The following is a 16586-nucleotide window of genomic DNA, read 5'->3' as shown; positions in this document are numbered from 1 at the left end:
GCCGGACTTAGGCTGTGAATGCCTCGGCCGGGGGCGTGGCTGGGAACCGCGGAGGCCTCGGGGAAAGTCTCGCATTGCACCTGACCAATGCTGAGGAGATCACCGTGAAGAAATCATCGCCCGCCCTTGCCTCCCTGGCCGCAATAGCGGCTCTGGGACTCGTTGCCTCGCCGGCTTCCGCCGGAGGAGGGCACCACCCCAAACCGCCGGCCCCGGCCACTCCCGTCGCAGGAGAGGTCACAACCGTCGCCCAAGGGCTGCTCACTCCCCTGAGCTTTGCCGTCGGTAAGCGAGGAACACTGGATGTAACCCAGGATTTCGCCGGACTGCTCACCCGAATCACGCCCGAGGGCAGCACCGAAATCCTTGATGCCGCAGAGCCCGGCTCCGGCTATTCTTTCGGGGCAGTATCCAGGTCATCGAAGCAGCGCGGCATCACCTACTACACCACGGTCATCGGCGCCGCCACGAACGATCCTGCACAGAACATGTCCGCGCTGAAGTCGATCGATCGGGCCGGCAACATTAGGACCATCGCAGACATCGCCGGCTATGAGTTTTCGCAGAACCCTGACAGCGTCAACCACTACGGATTCGACAGCATCGATGCGGCTTGCGCTGCACAGATACCCGCAGGCATTCCGGTGTCCTATACAGGGTTGGAGGATTCCAACCCTTACGCTTCGCTCCCGGTGCGCCGCGGTGTGATCGTTGCTGACGCCGGCATGAACTCCCTGATTCGGGTGGACCGTAACGGCGGCATCTCAACGGTTGCAGTGTTGCCTCCGATTCCCCTCGCCCTGACCGCTGAGATAGCGGAAGGTCTCGGCCTGCCGCAGTGCACCGCAGGACTCACCTACAACTTGGAACCGGTACCGACCGACGTCGAACGGGGTCCGGACGGCTATCTGTATGTGACTTCGCTGCCCGGGGGCGGCGGGCTGAACAACGGGTCCGTGTTCAGGGTGAACGAACGCAACGGCGAGTCAGAACTGGTAGCCACCGGATTCGCAGGGGCAACAGGACTGGCAGTGACCAACGACGGCGATCTTTTCGTCGCCGAACTGCTGGGCAACCGGATTTCGGTAGTGCCCGCCGGATCCGACACACCGGAGCTCTTCTATGAAGTGAACCAGCCCGCAGCCCTGGAGCTCCACGACGGCGCTCTCTACGCCTCGGTGGATGCGCTTCCCCCCGGCGGAGTCCAGGAGCCGGACGCTGAGGAGCCGCCTGTCGTTGAACCGCCCGTCGACCCGGGTCCCCCGGCTGGACGAATCATCCGCATTGGCTTCGAGGACAACTGCGGCGGCGGTCGCGGCCACCACGGCCACCACGGCCAGCAAGGATCCGTTGCTGACTCGCTGGATGGGGAGCAGGAAGACCAGTAGAACCGCAGACAGACACGAAGAGGGCGGTTCCCCCGCAGGGGAACCGCCCTCTTCACTTCAATTCACTGCAAAGAACTACTTGGCGTCGGAGCCGGCCGGAGTTTCCTCGTCGGCTTCGTCCTCTTCCTCGTCGAAGTCCTCATCCTTGCGGTACGGATCAGCGTCACCGGCGTAGGTGGCGCCCTTCTTGAGGGCTTCGAGCTCTGCATCGCGGGCCTTGGCGGCACGGATCAGTTCTTCCAGGTGGCTGGCGTTCACGGGGATTTCGTCAGGGACGAATTCCAGCGTGGGCGTCAGGCGCACCGTGATGTTCTTGCCCACCTCGGCGCGCAGGATTCCGCGGGCGGACTCCAATGCGGCCTTGGTATCGGCCTGCTGCGCTTCGTCACCGAAGACGGTGTAGTACAACGTTGCATGCTGCAGGTCATTGGTGACGCGGGCGTCGGTGAGGGTCACAAACCCCAGCCGGGGATCCTTGATCCGCCGTTCCAGCGCCTGGGCAACCACAACCTTGATTCGGTCAGCGAGCTTTGCAGCGCGTGCTGGATCTGCCATTACCTCTCCTTAACTCAGATTCTTGGGATCGCACACGACGACGGCGCAGGCCGGCTCATCGTGTACGTCAGGTGTCGGTCAGGGCGCCGGGAAACGGCGGGCCGGGCCGACAGTCCTCAGCGGAGGCCGACACCGTGGTGCCGGCCCAACCGCCGGGGGCGGGGCCGCCGGAATACCGACGGCCCCACCGGGTTACTGCTAGACGCGCGGCTTCTCCCGCATTTCGAAGGTTTCGATGATGTCACCTTCCTTGACGTCGTTGAACGAGCCGAGGCCGATACCACACTCGAAGTCCGTGCGGACCTCGGTGGCGTCGTCCTTGAACCGCTTGAGCGAGTCAACGGTGAGGTTGTCACCGATAACCTTGCCGTCGCGGGTGACCCGTGCCTTGGCGTTGCGCCGGATAACACCGGAGCGGACGATCGAGCCGGCAATGTTTCCGAACTTGGAGGAACGGAACACTTCGCGGACCTCGGCGGTGCCGAGCTGAACCTCTTCGTACTCCGGCTTGAGCATGCCCTTGAGTGCAAGCTCAATGTCATCGATTGCTGCGTAGATGACGGAGTAGAAGCGCATGTCCACGCCTTCACGCTCGGCCAGGTCGGCAACGCGCTCGGCCGGCTTGACGTTGAAGCCAATGATGACGGCGTTGTCCACCGTCGCCAGGTTGACGTCGTTCTGCGTGATGGCACCGACGCCGCGGTGGATGACGCGCAGCTGCACGCCTTCGCCAACGTCGATCTTGAGCAGCGAGTCTTCCAGGGCTTCCACGGCACCGGAAACGTCACCCTTGAGGATGAGGTTAAGGGTGTCAACCTTGCCGTCGGCGACGGCCTGGTCGAAGTCCTCGAGGCTGATGCGCTTGCGGCGCTTGGCCAGCGCAGCGTTGCGGTCCGCAGCTTCACGCTTCTCAGCGATCTGGCGGGCGGTGCGCTCGTCGTCGGTAACGAAGAACGTGTCACCGGCGCGGGGAACGTTGGACAGACCCAGCACCTGGACCGGACGGGAAGGTCCGGCTTCGGTAACGTTTGCACCGTTCTCGTCGAACATGGCGCGGACGCGGCCGTGGGCCGTTCCGGCAACGATCGTGTCGCCGACCTTCAGGGTTCCGGACTGGACCAGGACGGTTGCAACTGCACCGCGGCCCTTGTCCAGGTTGGCTTCGATCGCGATACCGCGGGCGTCCTTGTTCGGGTTGGCGCGCATGTCCAGGGCAGCGTCCGCGGTGAGCAGCACGGCCTCGAGCAGGGCGTCAATGTTGAGGTTCTGGCGTGCAGAGACCTCCACGAACATGGTGTCGCCACCGTATTCTTCGGGAACCAGTCCGTATTCGGTCAGCTGGCCGCGGACCTTCTCCGGGTTGGCGCCTTCCTTGTCGATCTTGTTCACTGCGACCACGATCGGCACATCTGCTGCCTGGGCGTGGTTCAGCGCTTCAATCGTCTGCGGCATGACGCCGTCATCGGCTGCGACAACCAGGACCGCGATGTCGGTTACCTTGGCACCTCGTGCACGCATGGCGGTGAACGCCTCGTGGCCCGGGGTGTCAATGAAGGTGATCGGACGCGTGGTGCCCTCGTGATCGAACTGGATCTGGTAGGCACCGATGTGCTGGGTGATGCCGCCGGCTTCACCTTCAACAACCTTGGTGTTGCGGATGGCATCCAGCAGGCGGGTCTTACCGTGGTCAACGTGACCCATGATGGTGACTACCGGAGGACGTGCTTCCAGCTGGTCGTCGCCTTCGGCTTCAAGCTCGGCGTCGAAGTCGATGTCGAACGTGCTCAGCAGTTCGCGCTCTTCGTCTTCCGGCGAGACAACCTGGATCTTGTATCCCAGTTCCGAACCCAGGACACCGAAGGTCTCCTCGTCCAGGGACTGCGTGGCCGTTGCCATTTCACCGAGGTGGAACAGTACGGTCACGAGTGCTGCCGGGTTGGCCTCAATCTTGTCAGCGAAGTCCGTGATGGACGCGCCGCGGCGCAGACGGACAACAGTGTTGCCGTCACCGCGGGGTACTGAAACGCCGCCCAGCGACGGAGCTGACATCTGCTCCAGTTCCTGCCGCTTTGCCCGCTTCGACTTGCGCTGCTTGCCGCGTCCTGCGCCGCCCTTGCCGAAAGCACCGGCTGTGCCGCCGCGTCCGCGGCCGCCCTTACCGAAGCCGCCGCCAACGGGTGCGCCGCCGCCTGCACCGGGAGCTCCGCCCGGAGCGCCGCCCGGTCCCCTGCGGGGTCCGCCACCGGCACCGCCGCGTGCCGGGGCTGCCGGACGCTCGGTGCGGTTGGGCATCATGCCCGGAGTGGGACGGGGGCCGCCGGGGCCTGCAGGACGTGCCGATGCCGGACGCGGGGCGCCCGGACGGGGTGCACCCGGACGCGGTGCGCCCGGACGGGGACCACCGGAACCGGCTGCGGGACGGGGACCGCCGGCGCCTGCTGCTGCGGGACGCTCGGTGTTCTCGTCACGGCGGCCCGGACGGGGCATGCCCTGGGACGGAGCAAACGGGTTGTTACCCGGACGCGGTGCGCCCGAACCACGCTCGTTCTCGCCGCGGCCACGGGGGCGCGGCATGCCCTGGGAGGTTGCAAACGGGTTGTTGCCCGGCCGTGCTGCCGGACGCGGAGCGCCCGGACGGGGCGCGTTGCTGCGTCCGCTGTCGCTGGAAGCGGCAGGCTTCTCAGCCTCCGGAGCCTTGGGGCCCGGACGTGCACCGGGCTTGGCGCCCGGCGACGGAGCGGCAGCGGCGTCTGCTGCGGGAGCTGATGCTGCCGGAGCTGCCGGTGCCGGGGCTGCGGGAGCAGCTGCTTCGGCGGGGGCCGGTGCAGCGGGAGCCGGAGCAGCCGGAGCGGATGCAGCAGGTGCAGGCGCAGAGGGAGCCGGAGCGGGTGCGGCCGGTGCCGGAGCAGCGGGTGCTGCCGACGGGCGGGGGCCGGGTGTTCCGGCCTTCTCGGCCGGCTTGGATTCGGGCTTCGATGCGGACGCCGGGAAAGCGCCGCGAAGCTTCTTGACTACGGGTGCCTCAATCGTTGATGAGGCGGAACGGACGAATTCGCCCAGTTCCTGCAGTTTTGCAACTGCGTCCTTCGAGGTGATGCCGAGCTCTTTGGCGAGCTCGTGTACGCGGACCTTGGCCACATTTCTCCTGTCTCGGTCCGCACCGAGCCAGGTACGAACCGTCTATTTCCTGCGGGCTTCCACTGCAGGTGCAGCAAAGCCCATCACAGAGCACAACAAAGCACTCATCGCTGGGTACTCATCGGGTTTCCATCAGATTTCTGACCCGCTTTCAGGTTGGACGGTTTCGAGTCCGCTCCCGGTCGGAGCGTCCTCAAGAGCCTTGAACCAAGCTTCCGCATCTGCCGTGTCAGCCGGCCCCCGAAAGGCCCGGTTGAACGCATGCCGCCGAAGCGCTGCTGCAAAGCATGCTGATCCGCGGTGCACCCAGGCCCCGCGGCCAGACATACGACGACGTTCGTCAACCCGGACGGCAATCCTGCCGTCCGTGCCAACTGCTGCCAGTCGCACCAGAACAGCCTGGTCATCCGTTTTCCTGCACCCTATGCATGTCCTTTTCGGGACGTGCGCTGCAGCGCCTGAGGCTGCAGGGGACAAAAAGAAAGCGGACGGTGACCCGGCCTTGTCCATTCTAACGCGTTTCTCTCCCTGTGCCGCATCCACGCGCAAGACCCTCGCGCTTAGGCGCTCTTGGCGTCGGAAACGATGTCGATCCGCCAGCCGGTCAGCTTGGCTGCCAGGCGGGCATTCTGTCCTTCTTTACCGATGGCCAGGGAAAGCTGGTAGTCGGGAACAACAACCCGCGCCGAACGCGTGTCTTCGTCGGTAATGGTGACGGAGTTCACGCGCGACGGCGAGAGGGAATTGGCGATGAAGGTCGCCGGATCTTCATCGAAGTCCACAATGTCGATCTTCTCGTCATGCAGTTCGGTCATGACCGCGCGGACCCGCGAACCCATCTCGCCGATGCAGGCACCCTTGGCATTAATACCCGGGACGTGTCCCTTGACGGCGATCTTGGTCCGGTGGCCTGCTTCGCGGGCCAGGGCAACAATCTCGACGCTGCCGTCGGCGATCTCGGGGACCTCCAGCTCAAAGAGCTTGCGCACCAGACCCGGATGGGAACGGGAAAGCGTAATGGACGGACCCTTGAAGCCGCGGCGCACGTCGACGACAAAGGCACGCAGCCGGGAACCGTGGGTGTATTTCTCGCCCGGTACCTGCTCTGTGGGAGGCAGCAGCGCCTCAACGGAACCCAGGTTGACCTGGATCATGTGCGGGTTGTTGCCCTGCTGGATCTGTCCGGAGACGATTTCGCCCTCGCGGCCCTTGAACTCGCCCACGATGGCGTCGTCTTCGACGTCGCGCAGCCGCTGCAGGATGATCTGCCGTGCGGTGCTTGCGGCGATGCGGCCGAACCCGGTGGGAGTGTCATCGAACTCGCCCACGGCCTCGCCGTCGTCGTCCAGCTCCGTGGCCCAAATGGTGACGTGCCCATTCTTGCGGTCCAGCTCTGCGCGGGCTTTGTCCTGCGCCCCGGCTGTCTTGTGGTAAGCCACCAAAAGCGCCTGCTCGATGGTCGGAATCAGCAGATCCAGGGGGATCTCCCGTTCGCGTTCCAGCAGCCTCAGCGCACTCATATCAATATCCATTTAGGCCTCCTCAGCTGTGGTTTCTTCATCGCTGTCGGCATCGCCGTCCAGCGGTACGTCGTCTATGTGCGCAAATTCAACTTCAACGCGTCCCTTGCGGATGTTGCCGAACGGCACAGTGGTCTGCGCGCCCTGCTTGGGCTTCATGCCCTTTTTGACCGGCAGTTCCGGGATCAGCGTGATTCCGGTGTCCTCAACTGAGACCAGGCGGCCCATCACGTCGTCGCCGTCCACAATGTTCACGCTGACCATGCGCCCGACATTGCGGCGCCAGTGGCGCGGCTCGGTCAGCGGGCGGGACACACCGGGAGAGGAAACTTCCAGGTGGTAGGGGCGTCCGTCGTCGTTGGGGTCCGCGTCCATGGCTTCGGAGACTGCGTGGGCCACGTCAGAGATCCGGTCCAGGCTTACGCCGCCGGCCTCTCCTTCGGGGAGGTCCACGATAACGTGCACCGTGCGGGTGACGCCGGCCATTTTGATCTCGATGTCTTCGAGGAAAAGCTGCTGCTGTTCAACCGTGGGGGCGAGGAAGTTCTTGAGACGCTGGGTTTCAGCGGTGATTTCTGCGTGCATGGCCTTCTTGCGGTAATCCGATGACGTGTCTTTTTTGGGGCTGGGCCGAACCGCCATAGGTGCCTCCCACTAGATGATGTTGTACGTACTAGCGTACCGACTTTCCTGAGTCCCCACGGCATCGCAGCAGACGGGGGCCCGTTTCATGGCATCATCGAAGGTAGTGAATAAGCCCCCGTCCCGCACAGCGCCCGCGGCCGGCCGCGCCGGACGGGCGACGGCGGTCCTGGGCGGCGTGAGGCGTACCACTGTTCTGCTGGTCCTGGCAGCCGTGGTCCTCAGTTTCAATATGGTCGCCGGAAACGGTACCTCAGAGGATCGTCCCGCCAGTTTTTCCGAGGTTGCGCAGACCGACGCGCGTGCCGCGGCAATGGAGCTGGCCCGGCAGGCGCGTGAGCTGTCCGATTTTTCATCCGAGGATTCCCCCGAGGCCGGGCTGTCCCGCCGGGAGGCCAAGGCCCTGACTGACGAGTTCGGCGGGCAGGCCGATGTTCTCGCTGAGCAGTCGGCTCTCCTGACCCGCACCGGCAGCCTCCGGCGCGGCAGCCCGCCCTCCGCGGTTTCGACCGCAGGATCGGCATCCGGTGCGGACGCCCACCCTGCTGCCGCATATGTGCAGGCGCTGGCGGCATCTGCCCGGAGCAGCCTGGATGCGGCGATGCGGGCCGACGGCGGCACCGCACGGTTGCTTGCCTCCACCGGCGCCGCACAGCAGGTCCTGGCCCGACGTGCAGCCGAGGCTGCGGGCCTGGATGTCCCCGAGGAATGGGAACCTGCCTCAGTTGTCAGCGCGAGCAGCAAATGCACGGACGCAACAACAGGCTCCGCCGGCCGTGGCAGCGTATCGACGCCGGCATCAGGTGTTGCTTCACCGGGGGCGAAGGAGTCCCCGGAAACCGCACGGGAGGACCGGCCCGATGCAGCCGGCGCCCTCCAAAGTGCCGTCGACACGGAGTACGGCGCTGCGTACGCCTACGAGGTTGCCATGGCACGCACTTCCGACGCAGATTCCCGTGTGGCCCTGGCTACGGTCCGCGAAGACCATCTGGCTGCCGGTGAACAGGGTGTGGAGCTGCTGCCCGAACTTTGCCTGCCGGCGCTTACCCCGGCACCCGCATACTCCCTGCCGGCGTCGTTCGGCGATGATCCTGCCGAGGCCCTGGCGGATCTGGAAGCATCCCTGCCGGCCGTTTATGCCGACCTGGCCGGGCTCGGCACGGGCAATCTCCGGGGTTGGGCCATTGACCGGCTGGCGGAACTGAGCACGGATCTCTACGGAAAGGGAACCTCCGTGCCGGCAACCCCGGGCTTGGATGCCGGACCTGAGGGGCTGCCGCGGGCAGCCGGCACCCCTTAGCCTGTAGTCATGCCAGAAAGCTCGCCTCTTTTGTCCGACCCCGCTGCCGGCGGGAAGCCGTGACGTTGCCCGTTTCCATTCCCGCTGCGCTGCGGCGGCAGTACAGCAGCTCCAGGGCCGGCCGTGACTGGCTCTCAGGGCTTCCGCAGACGATTTCCGAGGCAATGGAGCGTTGGGAGCTCTCCTCGGATCTGCCCTCGGGAACCGAACCGTGGCACGGCCACGGAGCGCTGGTGCTTCCGGTGTCCTCTCCCTGCGGTCCCGCCGTCCTGAAAGCCGCCTATCCGCACCCGGAAGCACTCACCGAGCCTGCAGCCCTGGGCTTATGGTCCGGACACGGCGCGGTGCGGCTGCATGCCAGCCATTCCGACAGCGGCACGCTCCTGCTGGAGAGACTGAACCAGCGGCGGAGCCTCACCGGAACAGATATGGACACCGCTGTGGATGTCTGGGGCCAACTCGTGCGGAAGCTCTCCCTGCCGGCGGGGAACTCCCCCGACTGGGCCGGCGTTCCGTCATTGGCGGAACGCGTCGAACAGCTGTCCGACGAGCTGCCCGCTGACTGGGAAGACCTGGGACGGCCGTTTGACCGGCCGCTGCTGGAAGCGGCACTGGAAGTGTCCCAGACTCGGGGAGCCGTGGGTAGGCGCAGCAGCAATGACGTGCTGATCCATACCGACCTGCACTTCGAGAACATTCTGTACCGCGACGGCGGTTCCGGCGGAGAACGTGGTTTTGTCGCCATCGATCCGCAGGCCATGGTCGGTGAGCCGGAATTTGCGGCCGCTCCGATGCTCTGGAACCGCATGGAGGAGCTGGACCGGGGCCAGCCCCGGGCAGCGCTGCGGCGGCGGCTCGCCCGGCTGTGCAGCGCTGCCGGACTGGACTACGAGGTTGCCCGGCAGTGGAGCGTGCTCCGGGAGGTGGCGAATGCCCTGGAGTACACCCGGACAGGACAGCGGGACAGCGCCGGCCGCTCGGTCTGGGTGGCTTCCACGCTCGCGGCCTGACCATCGATAGTACAGACGGTAGGGCTCCGAGCCGCGGAGAGCTGGGCCAAAGGGACACTCGCGCCGATCCTAGCCGCGAATGTTCTCCACCCAGACGTCATAGCCGAGCTTGCAGATCAGCGCACTGACCACCACCAGGAACACGATGCGGATGAACTTGCTGCCCTGTTTCACGGCCATCCGCGCGCCGATGTAACCGCCGATCATGTTGGAAAAGCCCAGGACCAGGCCGATTCCCCACAGCAGCGCACCGTTGGGCAGGAAGAAGGCCAGCGCCCCCAGGTTCGTCGCCATGTTCACGATCTTGGCCTTGGCGCTGGCCGCCAGGAAGTTGTAGCCCAGGAATGTCACCATGGCGATAATCAGGAAGGAACCCGTGCCCGGGCCGATCAACCCGTCGTAGAACCCGATCGCCAGGCCGATGCCGGCCGCGGTTCCGTAGTGCCGCCGGCCGGTGTGCCGCAGCTTGGTCAGCTCCCCCACCGTGGGCCGCAGGGCAGTGAAAACAGCCACCGCGATCAACGCGATGACAATGATTGGCTTAAACACCGAGGACGGCAGCGAAACAGCCAGCGCCGCTCCCCCAAAACTGCCGACCAGCGCGACGGCAGCCATGGGCAGGGCAGTTTTCAGGTCCGGGTGGGCACGGCGGTAGTACGTGATGGCGCTGGTCGTGGTGCCGAAGATGGAGCCCATCTTGTTCGTTGCCAGTGCCTGTACCGGGGTGATTCCCGGGATCAGCAGCAGGGCGGGGAGCTGCAGCAGCCCCCCGCCTCCCACTACTGCGTCAATCCAGCCCGCAGCAAGGCCCGCCACCACCACAAGGAGGATGGTGGCGAGCTGGATCTCCTCGAGACCGGAGACCATGCGGCGTCGTTACTGTGCAGCTGCGCGGCGCACGTATTCCACCGCTTCAGCCACCGGAACGTTTTCGGCATTACCGGTGGCACGGTCCTTGATTTCCACGACGCCGTCAGCCAGGCCGCGGCCGACCACCAGGATGGTCGGAACGCCGATGAGCTCGGCATCGCCGAACTTCACGCCCGGGGACACCTTGGGGCGGTCGTCGTAAATAACTTCCAGTCCCGCGGCTTCCAGTTCTTCGGACAGCTTGGCAGCTGCTTCGAAGATTTCCTCGCCGCGCCCGGTGGCTACCACGTGGACATCGGCCGGTGCGACTGAGCGCGGCCAGACGATGCCCTTGTCGTCATGGTTGGACTCCGCCAGGGCTGCGACGGCGCGGGTGACGCCCACACCGTAGGAGCCCATGGTCACGGTGACCAGCTTGCCGTTCTTGTCCAGCACCTTCACTCCGAGCGCCTCAGCGTACTTGCGGCCGAGCTGGAAAATGTGACCCATTTCAATGCCGCGTGCGGCTTCCAGCGGGCCGGTTCCGTCCGGAGCCTCGTCACCCTCGCGGACCTCAACGGCCTCGATGACGCCGTCCCAGGTGAAGTCGCGGCCGGCCACGAGGCCGATGACGTGCTTGCCGGCGGAGTTGGCGCCGGTAATCCAGCTGGTGCCGGAAACCACGCGCGGGTCCACCAGGTACAGCAGGCCGGTGGCTGACTCGGTGCCAAGGACCGGCTCCTCCACGGACAGTCCCGGGCCGATGTAGCCCTTGACCAGACCCGGGTGCTTCTTGATGTCCTCGTCGGTGGCGGCCTCCACCTCCAGTTCACCGCCGATTTCAACGTGCGCGGCAATGTTGGCTTCGATGCGCTTGAGGTCCACGGCGCGGTCGCCGGGAACGCCGACGACGACGATCCGGCGTTCGCCGGTGGGCAGCGTCACGGCCAGGACCACGTTCTTCAGGGTGTCAGCGGCAGTCCACTCGCCGGATTCGCGGCCAAACCGTTCGTTGGCCACAGCCACCAGGGTTTCGATGGTGGGCGTGTCCGGGGTGTCCACCACTTGGGCTGCAGGGGCACCGGAGTAGTCGATCTCGGACGGGGACACGGTGGTGACGGCTTCGACGTTGGCCGCATAACCGCCGGCGGAGCGCACGTAGGTGTCCTCGCCGACCGGCGTCGGGTGCAGGAATTCCTCGCTCTTGGACCCGCCCATGGCGCCCGAGACGGCGGACACCACAACGATTTCCAGGCCGAGGCGCTCGAAGATCCGGAGGTAGGCGCCGCGGTGTGCCTGGTAGCTGGCCTCCAGTCCGTCGTCGTCAATGTCGAAGGAGTAGGAATCCTTCATGATGAACTCGCGGCCGCGCAGCAGGCCGGCGCGGGGGCGGGCTTCGTCGCGGTACTTGTTCTGGATCTGGAACAGCGAGACCGGCAGGTCCTTGTACGAGTTGTACAGGTCCTTGACCAGCAGGGCGAACATTTCCTCGTGCGTGGGCGCCAGCAGGTAGTCCCCGCCCTTGCGGTCCTGCAGCCGGAAAAGGTTGTCGCCGTACTCGGTCCAGCGGTTGGTCGCTTCGTACGGTTCGCGCGGCAGCAGGGCCGGGAAATGAACTTCCTGCGCTCCGATCGCGGCCATTTCCTCGCGGATGATGGTTTCGACCTTGTTCAGGACCCGCAGGCCCAGCGGCAGCCAGGAATAGATGCCGGGAGCGGCGCGGCGGATGTAACCGGCACGCACCAGCAGGCGGTGGCTGGCGACGTCGGCGTCGGAGGGGTCTTCACGCAGGGTGCGCAGGAAAAGAGTGGAGAGTCGAAGGACCACGCTGGGTATCCGTTTCTGCAGCCGGTGGCTGCATTCATGCTGGGACAAATGAGGGAAATACTGCTCCCCTCTAATCTAACGCCTGCCGCCCCCGCTGCCGGACAAGCGGACGACGACGGCGGGGCCGGACCCGCAGCGCAGGTCCGGCCCCGTTCGGGCGGGCAGAGACCGCGGCCCCCGCCCGGAGCCCTTACTTCTCCAGCTCGGCGAGCACTTCGTTAATGATCGTCTCCGCCTGGGCGATTGCTTCCTCGGACTCCGCAGCAGTCGTAAGATTGCCGGTCATGCTGACCTGGACGTTGGTCGTGCCGGACACTGCACTGACCTGAACGGTGTCAGTTACCTGCTCAGCGGCGGTAATAGTCGTTCGGAACGCCTGGGTTTCCTGTCCGTCTGTGGACGCGTCGAGGGAATCAACTTCAGCGCTGATGACCTGCCCGCCGGCTTCCATCTGGAACTGCGCACAGTCCTCCAGCAACCGGGTGTTGTCTTGAACCTGCTTCTCCAGGGTGGACGCACTCGGGTGGCTGGCAATAGTGAGGGTGTCCGTTTCGCTGAGCATGACCATGGCCATATTGGCACTGTCCAGCGTGGCGGCAATGTCAGCGGACGCCAGGACATCGCACTGCTCCGGAGTGATAACCACCCCGGCCAGCTGATCAGGCGCACCTTCAAGCATGGGAGCCAGGTCCTCCTGGGTGATGACTTCACCCGCCATGCCCCGGTCAGCCAGAATGGCGGCCAAAGCGGTTTCAAGCTCAGCCGGCGTGTACTGCTCCTGCCCCACGGCCAGCGTTGGCGTGGGAGTGGGCGTGGCCGTTGCCGACGGCGAGGATTCGGACGCGGCTTCACTACCCTCGTCCGAGCTGCCGCAGCCGGAAAGTGCAAAAACGCCGGCCACAAGCAGTGCTCCGGCCTTCATGGATTTATTCATGGTTGATCCCCCAATATTCTGCTGCCCGGGTTGTTCCCGCCAGCGCTGATGGTTCCGGTACCTTCTGCCTGCGAAGCTACCGGGAGGCTTATTCGGTGCTTTACTTCTCCAGCTCCGCAAGAACCGCGTCAATGAGTTCCGCGGCCTGGGCTGAAGCTTCCTCCGGGTCCGCTGCGTTGCTGTTGGTGACAACGATGTTGGTGGTACCCGTTGCGGCGGAAACCTTCAAACCGCTCAGGGTAGTGCCCTCAGCTGTCATCGTCAGGCTGAAGGCCTGAGTCTGCGGTGCCCCGGTGGACACATCGAGGCGCTCAGTGGTGCCGGCGGCGGTGAATTCCTCGTCGCCCATCTCGAACTCGGCACATTCGCCCAGCAGGCCGTCGTTGTCCTGCATCTGCGCGTCAAGGGCTGAGGCTTCCGGATGGCTGACCACCGTGAGCTTCTGATCGGAACCGAGCTTTACGGACGCAAGGTTGGCCTGGTCAACGTCGCCGAAGAAGTTCGCAAAACCCGCGATTCCCTCACACTCGGCGGGCTTAGCCGTGATGCCCTCGGGCAGCGACTGATCGGTCAGGTACTGACGGAAGGTCGCGTCGTCGGATACTTCACCGGTTCCGCCCTGCGCGGCGTTCACGGCTTCGATAGCCGCCAGGAGCTCATCCGCCGTGTACTGCTCCTGCCCGACGGCCAGCGTGGCCGTGGGAGACGGCGAAGCGGACGCCGCCTCTGAGTCCGAGGCGGAAGCCGGCTCATCGGAGCTGCCGCAGGCAGAAAGAGCCAGCATCCCCGCAAGCAGCAGGGCGCCGGCTTTCATGGTGTTCTTCATTTTCCCCCCAGGGTTGCACCATTGCCGGCCAAACCGGCAACGGAACTTGATAGTCAATGCACCTTCTTATGGGCAGTGCACTGATGATCCTAGGGTGGTGATGCGCTTCACGCGAAATCGCCGGTGTGTACTTCGAAGAGGATTAGAAGAGGATGGTGGCGAAGGTGCCAACCTGTTCGAAACCTACGGCTTCATAAGTCGCCCGTGCCGGTGCGTTATAGGAGTTGACGTACAGGCTGACCAGCGGCGCCACCTGCCGGGCTGCCTCAACAACGGCGGACATGTACGGCGCGCTGAGTCCCTGTCCGCGGTAGGCGGGGTTCATCCACACGCCCTGGATCTGAACGGCGCTGCTGGAGACCGTGCCGAGTTCAGCTTTGAAGACCACACGGCCGGAGGCATCGAAGTCCACCAGGGACTGCCGGCGCGCGATCAGGGACTTGACCCGCTGCCGGTAGTGGTGGCTTCCCCCGGAGATGGGTGAATAACCCACTTCCTCTTCGAACATGGCAGCGCATGCGGGCAGGAGGACATCCAGCTCCGAAGGCTGGCTATAGCGGAGCCCGGGAGCGGGCTGCACCTGGGACACTCCGGTCATCTGCAGCAGTGGCTGGTCGCTGCGCACATCGAAGGGCTGAGGGCTGGAGTGCTGCAGCTCCGACCAGATGGACAACACTGCTTCCGCCGGACCGAAGATGGAGGAATAACGGTTTCTGGACCGGCAAAGGAACTGGCCAATCTCCGGACCGTTCTCCGCCGTCACCCCCACCGGAACAACGTTCACTCCCGCCCAGCAGGCGGCACTGAGTTCCCCGCCGTCGAACACTCCCACAATCCGCCCGCCGGCGGACGTGGGCGCTGCGGTACCCGTCGCCTCAAGGTGGGACAACATAAAGATGTTGGCCACCGGATCCTGCTCGGCAAGTTCCCTGAGGGCAGCGGTGTCACCTTTGCCCAGAATGCGCAGCTCACCGGAACTGCCGCCGCGGACGTCGCGTCCGCTGCGGTCAGTCGTCACGGTTTTAGCCGACGGTAACCATGGGGCCACCCGTGCCAGCATTTTCGCCATCGGACTCCCCCATGCTCTCTGCGATCTTCATAGCTTCTTCAATGAGGGTCTCAACGATCTGATCTTCGGGAACAGTCTTGATGACTTCCCCCTTCACAAAGATCTGGCCCTTGCCGTTTCCGGAGGCCACCCCGAGGTCCGCTTCACGGGCCTCGCCCGGTCCGTTGACGACGCAGCCCATGACCGCGACGCGGAGGGGAACTTCCATGCCCTCGAGTCCGGCGGTGACCTGCTCTGCGAGAGTGTACACGTCCACCTGGGCGCGGCCGCAGGAGGGGCAGGACACAATCTCCAGCTTCCGCGGACGCAGGTTCAGCGACTGCAGGATCTGGTTGCCCACCTTGATTTCCTCCACCGGCGGGGCCGACAGGGACACGCGGATGGTGTCGCCAATGCCCTTGGACAGGAGGGCCCCGAAGGCGGTTGCGGACTTGATGGTTCCCTGGAACGCGGGACCGGCCTCGGTCACGCCCAGGTGGAGCGGCCAGTCGCCGCGTTCTGCCAGCAGCTCGTAGGCACGCACCATGACCACCGGGTCATTGTGCTTGACCGAGATCTTGAAGTCGTGGAAATCGTGCTCCTCAAAGAGGGACGCTTCCCAGACTGCCGATTCGACCAGGGCCTCAGGGGTTGCCTTGCCGTACTTGGCCAGCAAACGGGGATCCAGGGAGCCCGCGTTGACACCGATGCGGATGGATGTCCCGTGGTCTTTGGCTGCCTGCGCGATTTCCTTGATCTGGTCATCGAACTTGCGGATGTTGCCCGGGTTCACCCGTACTGCGGCACAACCGGCGTCGATGGCTGCAAAGACATACTTCGGCTGGAAGTGGATGTCCGCGATCACGGGAATCTGGGACTTCTTCGCGATGATCGGCAACGCCGCAGCGTCATCGGCACTGGGGCAGGCAACGCGGACAATGTCACAGCCCGACGCCGTCAACTCCGCGATCTGCTGCAAGGTGGCGTTGATGTCCGTGGTGGGCGTGGTGGTCATGGACTGGACGCTGATGGGGAAATCGGATCCGACTCCCACGGAGCCCACTTTGATCTGGCGGGTTTTTCGCCGCGGTGCCAAGGTGGGCGGCGGTGCTGCTGGCATTCCAAGGTTGACCGAGGTCAAAACGTCCTCCATGTGCCTTATCGGCATGTATTCGGCAAAAGTGCGGTACGGATCCGCGCTAGTCCATTATCCACCCGGACGGGCGCCGGGGGTACGAATATCGTTCAGGGCTTAGACAAGGTGAGCGAAGGCACCTACTGCAGGTGACCACTGAGTGGTCTTCATCCCGGAAATAGCCCCGACCGAGGCAAAGGGGTCCTGCTTGAGCAGGGAGAGCAGGTCCGACTCGTCTTCGGCGGTGAAAATCAGCAGCGCTCCCGCTCCGTCCGCGAACGGACCCGATGCGAGCACGCGGCCCTCTTCCACCAGGCCGGACAGCCACTGGCGGTGGCGGGGACGGTGCTCCTCGCGGATGGAGGCGGAATCGGCGTCGTACACGTATTCAACTGCGAAAATGCTCATTAGCCC

General features: G+C 64.9%; 15 protein-coding genes. 3 read left to right on the top strand and 12 right to left on the bottom strand.

The window, feature by feature from the left end; all coding sequences use genetic code 11:
• Nucleotides 1-104: 104 nt before the first annotated feature.
• Entirely contained in the window at nucleotides 105-1388 is a 1284-nt protein-coding gene (locus tag CXR03_RS15420; protein WP_181034635.1) for a ScyD/ScyE family protein, read from the top strand.
• Between the two features lie 75 nt (nucleotides 1389-1463).
• Here the strand turns inward: CXR03_RS15420 and rbfA are convergent, their stop codons facing one another.
• From rbfA to rimP, 5 genes are all read right to left on the bottom strand, one after another.
• Nucleotides 1464-1943 carry a 30S ribosome-binding factor RbfA gene (gene rbfA / locus CXR03_RS15415; RefSeq protein WP_104104580.1) on the bottom strand — a complete coding sequence of 160 codons (480 nt, stop codon included), beginning with the start codon at nucleotides 1941-1943 and terminating at the stop codon, nucleotides 1464-1466.
• A gap of 198 nt (nucleotides 1944-2141) precedes the next feature.
• A complete protein-coding gene (infB, locus tag CXR03_RS15410) occupies nucleotides 2142-5081 on the bottom strand; it encodes a translation initiation factor IF-2 (RefSeq protein ID WP_104104579.1) in 2940 nt (979 codons plus the stop codon).
• A gap of 132 nt (nucleotides 5082-5213) precedes the next feature.
• The gene (locus CXR03_RS15405) at nucleotides 5214-5591 is read right to left on the bottom strand and encodes a YlxR family protein (protein ID WP_104055378.1); all 378 of its coding nucleotides are present in this window, start codon (nucleotides 5589-5591) and stop codon (nucleotides 5214-5216) included.
• A 50-nt stretch (nucleotides 5592-5641) separates the two neighbouring features.
• Entirely contained in the window at nucleotides 5642-6613 is a 972-nt protein-coding gene (gene nusA, locus CXR03_RS15400; RefSeq protein WP_104055377.1) for a transcription termination factor NusA, read from the bottom strand.
• Nucleotides 6614-7243, bottom strand: a complete 630-nt coding sequence (rimP, locus tag CXR03_RS15395; RefSeq protein ID WP_104104578.1) for a ribosome maturation factor RimP — start codon at nucleotides 7241-7243, stop codon at nucleotides 6614-6616.
• A gap of 106 nt (nucleotides 7244-7349) precedes the next feature.
• Between rimP and CXR03_RS15390 the strand changes: the two genes are divergently transcribed.
• Together CXR03_RS15390 and CXR03_RS15385 are read left to right on the top strand one after the other, a co-directional pair.
• Nucleotides 7350-8543, top strand: a complete 1194-nt coding sequence (locus CXR03_RS15390; RefSeq protein ID WP_181034634.1) for a DUF4439 domain-containing protein — start codon at nucleotides 7350-7352, stop codon at nucleotides 8541-8543.
• Nucleotides 8544-8602: 59 nt separating this feature from the next.
• Entirely contained in the window at nucleotides 8603-9553 is a 951-nt protein-coding gene (locus CXR03_RS15385; RefSeq protein ID WP_104104576.1) for an aminoglycoside phosphotransferase family protein, read from the top strand.
• A gap of 69 nt (nucleotides 9554-9622) precedes the next feature.
• Here the strand turns inward: CXR03_RS15385 and CXR03_RS15380 are convergent, their stop codons facing one another.
• The 7 genes from CXR03_RS15380 to CXR03_RS15350 form a co-directional block, all read right to left on the bottom strand.
• A complete protein-coding gene (locus CXR03_RS15380) occupies nucleotides 9623-10420 on the bottom strand; it encodes a TSUP family transporter (protein WP_104055373.1) in 798 nt (265 codons plus the stop codon).
• Between the two features lie 9 nt (nucleotides 10421-10429).
• Nucleotides 10430-12229 (bottom strand): proline--tRNA ligase, encoded by a 1800-nt coding sequence (locus tag CXR03_RS15375; protein WP_104104575.1) that lies wholly within the window; start codon nucleotides 12227-12229, stop codon nucleotides 10430-10432.
• Between the two features lie 190 nt (nucleotides 12230-12419).
• Entirely contained in the window at nucleotides 12420-13163 is a 744-nt protein-coding gene (locus tag CXR03_RS15370; RefSeq protein ID WP_104104574.1) for a hypothetical protein, read from the bottom strand.
• 100 nt (nucleotides 13164-13263) lie between these two features.
• Nucleotides 13264-13989 carry a hypothetical protein gene (locus CXR03_RS15365; RefSeq protein WP_104104573.1) on the bottom strand — a complete coding sequence of 242 codons (726 nt, stop codon included), beginning with the start codon at nucleotides 13987-13989 and terminating at the stop codon, nucleotides 13264-13266.
• A 142-nt stretch (nucleotides 13990-14131) separates the two neighbouring features.
• Nucleotides 14132-15007, bottom strand: a complete 876-nt coding sequence (locus CXR03_RS15360) for a GNAT family N-acetyltransferase (RefSeq protein WP_308470589.1) — start codon at nucleotides 15005-15007, stop codon at nucleotides 14132-14134.
• A 4-nt stretch (nucleotides 15008-15011) separates the two neighbouring features.
• The gene (ispG, locus tag CXR03_RS15355) at nucleotides 15012-16178 is read right to left on the bottom strand and encodes a flavodoxin-dependent (E)-4-hydroxy-3-methylbut-2-enyl-diphosphate synthase (RefSeq protein WP_104055583.1); all 1167 of its coding nucleotides are present in this window, start codon (nucleotides 16176-16178) and stop codon (nucleotides 15012-15014) included.
• A gap of 111 nt (nucleotides 16179-16289) precedes the next feature.
• Complete coding sequence (locus tag CXR03_RS15350) at nucleotides 16290-16580, bottom strand: YciI family protein (RefSeq protein ID WP_104055368.1); 291 nt, start codon at nucleotides 16578-16580, stop codon at nucleotides 16290-16292.
• Between the last annotated feature and the right edge of the window lie 6 nt (nucleotides 16581-16586).

The sequence above is a fragment of the Arthrobacter sp. 08Y14 genome (assembly GCF_002929455.1).
GTDB classification, from domain to species: Bacteria; Actinomycetota; Actinomycetes; order Actinomycetales; family Micrococcaceae; genus Arthrobacter_B; species Arthrobacter_B sunyaminii.
Note: the sequence above shows the minus strand (reverse complement) of the source record. Positions and strands in the feature narration are given on the sequence as shown.

Bases quoted from the DNA above. Each gene is read 5' to 3' on its own strand.
- CXR03_RS15370 (WP_104104574.1), bottom strand. From the start codon at position 13,163: ATGAATAAATCCATGAAGGCCGGAGCACTGCTTGTGGCCGGCGTTTTT.
- CXR03_RS15365 (WP_104104573.1), bottom strand. From the start codon at position 13,989: ATGAAGAACACCATGAAAGCCGGCGCCCTGCTGCTTGCGGGGATGCTG.
- rimP (WP_104104578.1), bottom strand. From the start codon at position 7,243: ATGGCGGTTCGGCCCAGCCCCAAAAAAGACACGTCATCGGATTACCGC.
- CXR03_RS15350 (WP_104055368.1), bottom strand. From the start codon at position 16,580: ATGAGCATTTTCGCAGTTGAATACGTGTACGACGCCGATTCCGCCTCC.
- CXR03_RS15380 (WP_104055373.1), bottom strand. From the start codon at position 10,420: ATGGTCTCCGGTCTCGAGGAGATCCAGCTCGCCACCATCCTCCTTGTG.
- CXR03_RS15405 (WP_104055378.1), bottom strand. From the start codon at position 5,591: ATGGACAAGGCCGGGTCACCGTCCGCTTTCTTTTTGTCCCCTGCAGCC.
- rbfA (WP_104104580.1), bottom strand. From the start codon at position 1,943: ATGGCAGATCCAGCACGCGCTGCAAAGCTCGCTGACCGAATCAAGGTT.
- nusA (WP_104055377.1), bottom strand. From the start codon at position 6,613: ATGGATATTGATATGAGTGCGCTGAGGCTGCTGGAACGCGAACGGGAG.